The sequence below is a fragment of the Thermogutta sp. genome (assembly GCF_039793925.1).
Lineage (GTDB): Bacteria > Planctomycetota > Planctomycetia > Pirellulales > Thermoguttaceae > Thermogutta.
Genome location: NZ_JBAMME010000174.1, coordinates 1 through 1,089, shown reverse-complemented (window position 1 = coordinate 1,089; position 1,089 = coordinate 1). Strand labels below are relative to the sequence as shown.

Below are 1,089 nucleotides of genomic sequence, written 5' to 3'. Positions count from 1 at the left end.
CTGGCCGATGCCGAGTTTGATAGTGAGCGGAATCATCGCTTCCTTCGAGAGGTCTTGGGGATCGAGGGTGTTATCCCGGCTCGCCGGGGAAAGCCCAACTGGAACGTACGGGGGTTTCGGAAACAGATGCGGGAAGCCTTCCCAGAGGGCCGGTATCGTCAGCGGGCTGTGGTGGAAAGTATTTTCCCCGTCGTGAAACGCAAACTCCAAGTAAATTTGCGCCTGCCTCTCGCACCTCACTTGGTGGAAAGTATTTTTTCCGTCGTCAAGCGTAAACTCTGTAGTTCGGTTCCTGGGCGATGCTTAGCGACTCAGGGGATGCAGGCGCTATTGCTCGGTCTGGCCTACAACATCTACCGGTTGGCTTTTTTGTTGCCTTGGTTTCGTATCTTCCTGCTGAGTCCCTTGAGCTTCTTTTGAGACTGTTCCGAAGGACCTCAACAAAGCCCATCTGGGTCAAAACTGGTCGAAGCACCTCGCCATGCTCGGGGTGGGAGTCGAGATAAAGTTTGACCGCATCTTCAAGCACCCGAGCGGCGCGGCGCACGTGCTCCACGTGGACGACCGGCGGGGATGGGGCTCCGGTTGCCACCGTGTGCTCTTGTGCGGCGAAACTCTCCGCCAGTTGCGTCAGCAACTCTTCCAGTTGCGGGGGCATGCGGTCCAGAAGCTCGAGCGCCTCGGCGGTAATGTCGAAGTCGGTCGAAACCTTTGCCGGAGTTGTGGCCATGGCGGTCGCTCCACTCAGTAGGATTCCAGCTTCGGCAGTTGTGGGCGATCGGTGCTCACCTGGGCGCGGGTCTTGACTTCCTGGACAATGTCCATGGTGAAATCGAGGCGGGCCTGTCCAGCCTTGCTGCCTGCCGGAGTCAGGGTCAGGCAGAGTTTGTACCGGGCGATCCATTCGGAAGAGACGAGTCGCCCGGCCTCCCGGTCGAACCAGTGCGTCCCTTTCCAGTCGGAGGCGAGGAGTTCGCCCTTGGAGACCCGTACTGCAGCTCGGCATCCGATTTTGGCGGTGCGTAGGTTGTGGTCGCCACGGCGCTGATACGATCTAGTACCTTCCCGTCGCGGGTTTCCGTTCCCTCG

General features: G+C 59.3%; 3 protein-coding genes. All 3 read right to left on the bottom strand.

All coding sequences use genetic code 11. The features are described 5' to 3' along the window. The coding region (locus ABJK56_RS06640) for a hypothetical protein (RefSeq protein ID WP_347243880.1) at window positions 1–210 on the bottom strand (210 nt) is incomplete at its 3' end. 55 nt (window positions 211–265) lie between these two features. Then, entirely contained in the window at window positions 266–730 is a 465-nt protein-coding gene (locus ABJK56_RS06635) for a hypothetical protein (protein ID WP_347243879.1), read from the bottom strand. A gap of 14 nt (window positions 731–744) precedes the next feature. Further along, the coding region (locus ABJK56_RS06630; RefSeq protein WP_347243878.1) for a hypothetical protein at window positions 745–1,089 on the bottom strand (345 nt) is incomplete at its 5' end.

Bases quoted from the DNA above. Each gene is read 5' to 3' on its own strand.
- ABJK56_RS06635 (WP_347243879.1), bottom strand. From the start codon at position 730: ATGGCCACAACTCCGGCAAAGGTTTCGACCGACTTCGACATTACCGCC.